The sequence below is a fragment of the Clostridium polynesiense genome (genome assembly GCF_000820705.1).
GTDB lineage: Bacteria > Bacillota > Clostridia > Clostridiales > Clostridiaceae > Clostridium_AA > Clostridium_AA polynesiense.
The window spans coordinates 1-3552 of the sequence record NZ_CCXI01000078.1 but is presented as its reverse complement, the minus strand read 5'-3'; the positions used below and the strand labels follow the sequence as shown (position 1 = coordinate 3552).

Sequence of the window (3552 nt, the reverse complement as noted above, 5' to 3'; positions counted from 1 at the left end):
AAAGAACTCCCTATCAGGGAGTTTCTTTGATTGATTTTAAATTCATAATTTCTAATTATTTTATCTCTTTTTCCTCACAGAATATCCGAATTTTCCTAAAGGTTTTTTAGCTAAGGTAAAGTATTCTCCATGAGAATATGCTACCAAATCAGCCTTTTCAAAATGTATTTTACCTTTTTCATCAAGGAGATTGTCGTCCACTCTGTTTAAAACCACTTCAGCGGTAAAAAGATCATGACTGCCTAAAGGAATTATATCCTTTACTTTACATTCAATGTTTACCGGACATTCAGCAATGGAGGGGACTGAAACGTTAATCCCTTCATTTAAAGTGAAGCCCAAATGTTTTATCTTATCTATGTTTTTCCCGGACTTAACACCACAGAAGTCCACCCTTTTAACCAGTTTAGAACTGGGGAGGTTGATGACAAATTCTCTGGTTTCGGAAATATATTCATGGGATAATCTTTCTGGCCTTATTGATATACTTATCATTGGAGGCTTAGTGCATACAGTTCCTGCCCAAGCCACGGTAAAGACATTTACCTTTCCTTCCTTATTTTTAGAGGTAACCAATACTACAGGTACAGGATTGAGCATAACGCTTCCTTTAAAATCAGTTTTATTCATAATATCTCTCCTATGCAATTTATCTATTGTAAAGAGCATCAGCTATAGCAAGCTGACCGATGCTTATTCCTCCGTCATTTGCAGGTATTGAGGAATGGGTATAAACTTTAAAGCCTTCTTGATTCAAAGCTTTATGAAGGTTATTTAATATATAGGAATTTTGAAAAACTCCTCCGCTTAATGCTGCGTCATTTATGCCGTATTGTTTTCTTAGAATTAAGCACATATCTTTAGAGAAGCTGATAATTGTATTATGAAATTTTAATGATATTATTTTTGGTGAAATTCCCGCAAGAAGGTCTTTTACAATCTCAATGATTATATTATGGGTTTCTATTATATATATACCGGATTTATAGTTTATTTTATATTCATAATACTCTTCATAAATTAAATCCTCCAGGATGCTTTCAAGCTCTATGGAGGCTTGCCCTTCGTAGGTTGTGCTGTGATTTATACCGCATAAGCTTGAAACGGCATCGAAAAATCTTCCCATACTGGAGGAAGGGATGGTGTTAATGTTATTGCTTATTATTTTAAGAAATAACATTCCTTTTTTTCCATAGAATTTATCCACAACAAATTCTAATTGGGGAAGGTATGATGCTTCTTTATTTATAGAATAAGCATGATATAAATAGGCTATAGCTGTTTTCCAGGGATCCTTTGCAGCGCTGTCACCGGAAGGAAGCTCTGTATAGGATATATGAGCAGCCCTCTTATATCCATTTAAGTCACAAATCAAAAATTCACCGCCCCATATAGCTCCATCATCACCATAACCTGTACCATCAAAGGAAAGTCCTATGACTTTGTGGTTAATACTATTGTTTATCATACAGCTTGCTATATGAGCATGATGGTGCTGTACCTTGAGAAGAGGCAGGTGTATACCTTCAGCATATTTTGTGCTTGCATAATCAGGATGAAGGTCGCAGACAGCAGCTTCCGGTTTTATATTATAAATTTCACTATAATGCTTAATATTATTGACATAATGATTGTAGGTTTCGATATTTTCTAAATCACCTATGTGCTGGCTTAAAAATACAAAATCTCCTTTACACAGACAAAAGGTATTTTTCATATGAGGTCCTAAAGCCAAAATGGACTTTTTGGTTTTAAGCTTAAAGGGATAGGGAGCATAGCCTCTGGCTCTTCTAAGCATGTACTCTTTGTCAAATTCTACTCTGCATACTGAATCATCCACAGGAATATAAATATCTCTGTTATGAAGGAGAAAATAATCTGCTATGTGAGACAAATGCTTTACTGCTTTGCTGTTTTCATATTCTAAGGGCAGAGAGGATAAATTTGCACTGGTCATAACAAGGACTTCTTCATCAAAGCTGAAAAGCAGAGCATGAAGTGGAGTATAAGGAAGCATAAAACCCACATTTTTTTTATTTGGTGCAATAGAGCAGGGCAGAGTAGAGCTTTCTTTCTTATGTAAGATAACTATAGGTTTTTCATGGCCTGTAAGAAGTTCCTCTTCCTTTTTACTTACTATGCAGTGTTTTTTTATAACATCTATATCCTTTGCCATTAAAGCAAAAGGCTTATGAGGTCTGTTTTTTCTTATTCGTAATTTGTTCACAGCATCAGGATTTTCACCGCTGCATACTAAGTGAAATCCCGTTAATCCTTTTATAGCAAAAATATAACCCTCTTTCAGTTTTTTTGAAGTCCATTTTAACAGGTGAAAATTATATTCATAGCGGTGCTTTTCATAGTTTGTTATATGTATTTCTTTTCCTGATTTATCTGTTATGTATATATGTGGTCCGCAATCACCGCATCCATTAGGCTGAGCATGAAATCTCCTGTTTAATGGATTTGTATATTCTTCATTACAGTCATTGCACATATTAAATTTATCCATAGTAGTATTAATTCTGTCATAGGGTATATTTTTTATTATAGAAAATCTTGGACCGCAATTAGTACAGTTTGTAAAAGGATAGAAATACCTTTTATTATTTACATCCTTTATATCCATTAAGCATTCACTGCATATAGCTGTATCTGGAGATATCAGGGTGATTTTTCCTTCTGTACTGCGGCTTTCTTCAATTATAAATCCGTCATAACCTTTATACTCTTCAGTAAAGCATTCAAGGCTATGAATTTCTGAAAGTGGAGGGGCATTCAGCTTTATTTCTTTTATAAATTCCTGAAGCTTTTCAAGAGGAGCTTCTGCATCTATAAGTACTCCTTCTGAATTGTTATTTACATATCCCTTTATAGAATGCTTTAAAGCTAGATTGTATATAAAAGGGCGAAAACCAACTCCCTGGACTATACCGTTTATTTTAATTATTCTTCTTTCCATAAATAAACCTCTTTAATATAAAATGCTGACATATATATTATAAACAAATTAAATGCATAGATTATAGAGTGAAGCGAAAGTTTCATAAAATAAATTAAAGGCTGTGCATTTATCACAGCCTTTGTAATTAATATCTTCTACGTCTTCTTCCAGTTCTTCTGCTTCTTCTAAGTCCCCGATTTCCGTTGGAGATAAGCTTAATAATTAAAAGTACAATTAAAACTGCAGCGATTATAGCCACTGCGGATATAGCATAGGCGAGAATATTCTGCTTAAGTAAATCCGTTGTAGAAATATTTGCTTTAAGAGTATATTCATCAGATGAAAGTCTTGAGGAGACCTTTAAAGCAGCACCTTCAGGGTTTTTCGCAAGCTTCCAGCCGTCGCTTTCTTTTAATTCAAAAGAAGTCTTTGTTTCAGCTTTGTTTATTTCGTTATCATATATTTCTATATTTTTTGTAAGTGTAAAAGGCACTTCGATAGTTTTTTCAGGACCGAAGAATTTGAATAATTTATATTTAACCGGATATGTAGCAACTTCTTTACCTGCTTCCATAAACACATTTTTTTCTGCTGCATAGCTGTAATCT

At 34.0% G+C, this 3552-nt stretch carries 2 protein-coding genes and 1 pseudogene; all 3 read right to left on the bottom strand.

The genetic code is table 11. The features are described 5' to 3' along the window. Window positions 1-60: 60 nt before the first annotated feature. Window positions 61-630: a flavin reductase family protein gene (locus TA89_RS07165; protein WP_040212148.1), complete on the bottom strand. Its 570-nt coding sequence runs from the start codon at window positions 628-630 to the stop codon at window positions 61-63. 19 nt (window positions 631-649) lie between these two features. Further along, window positions 650-2962 (bottom strand): carbamoyltransferase HypF, encoded by a 2313-nt coding sequence (gene hypF, locus TA89_RS07160; RefSeq protein WP_040212147.1) that lies wholly within the window; start codon window positions 2960-2962, stop codon window positions 650-652. 127 nt (window positions 2963-3089) lie between these two features. Further along, window positions 3090-3552, bottom strand: a pseudogene (locus TA89_RS18555) (D-alanyl-D-alanine carboxypeptidase family protein); the annotation flags it as partial.

What these genes read in the sequence shown, in the direction of transcription:
- hypF (WP_040212147.1), bottom strand. Translation starts at nt 2,962, where the DNA reads ATGGAAAGAAGAATAATTAAAATAAACGGTATAGTCCAGGGAGTTGGT.
- TA89_RS07165 (WP_040212148.1), bottom strand. Translation starts at nt 630, where the DNA reads ATGAATAAAACTGATTTTAAAGGAAGCGTTATGCTCAATCCTGTACCT.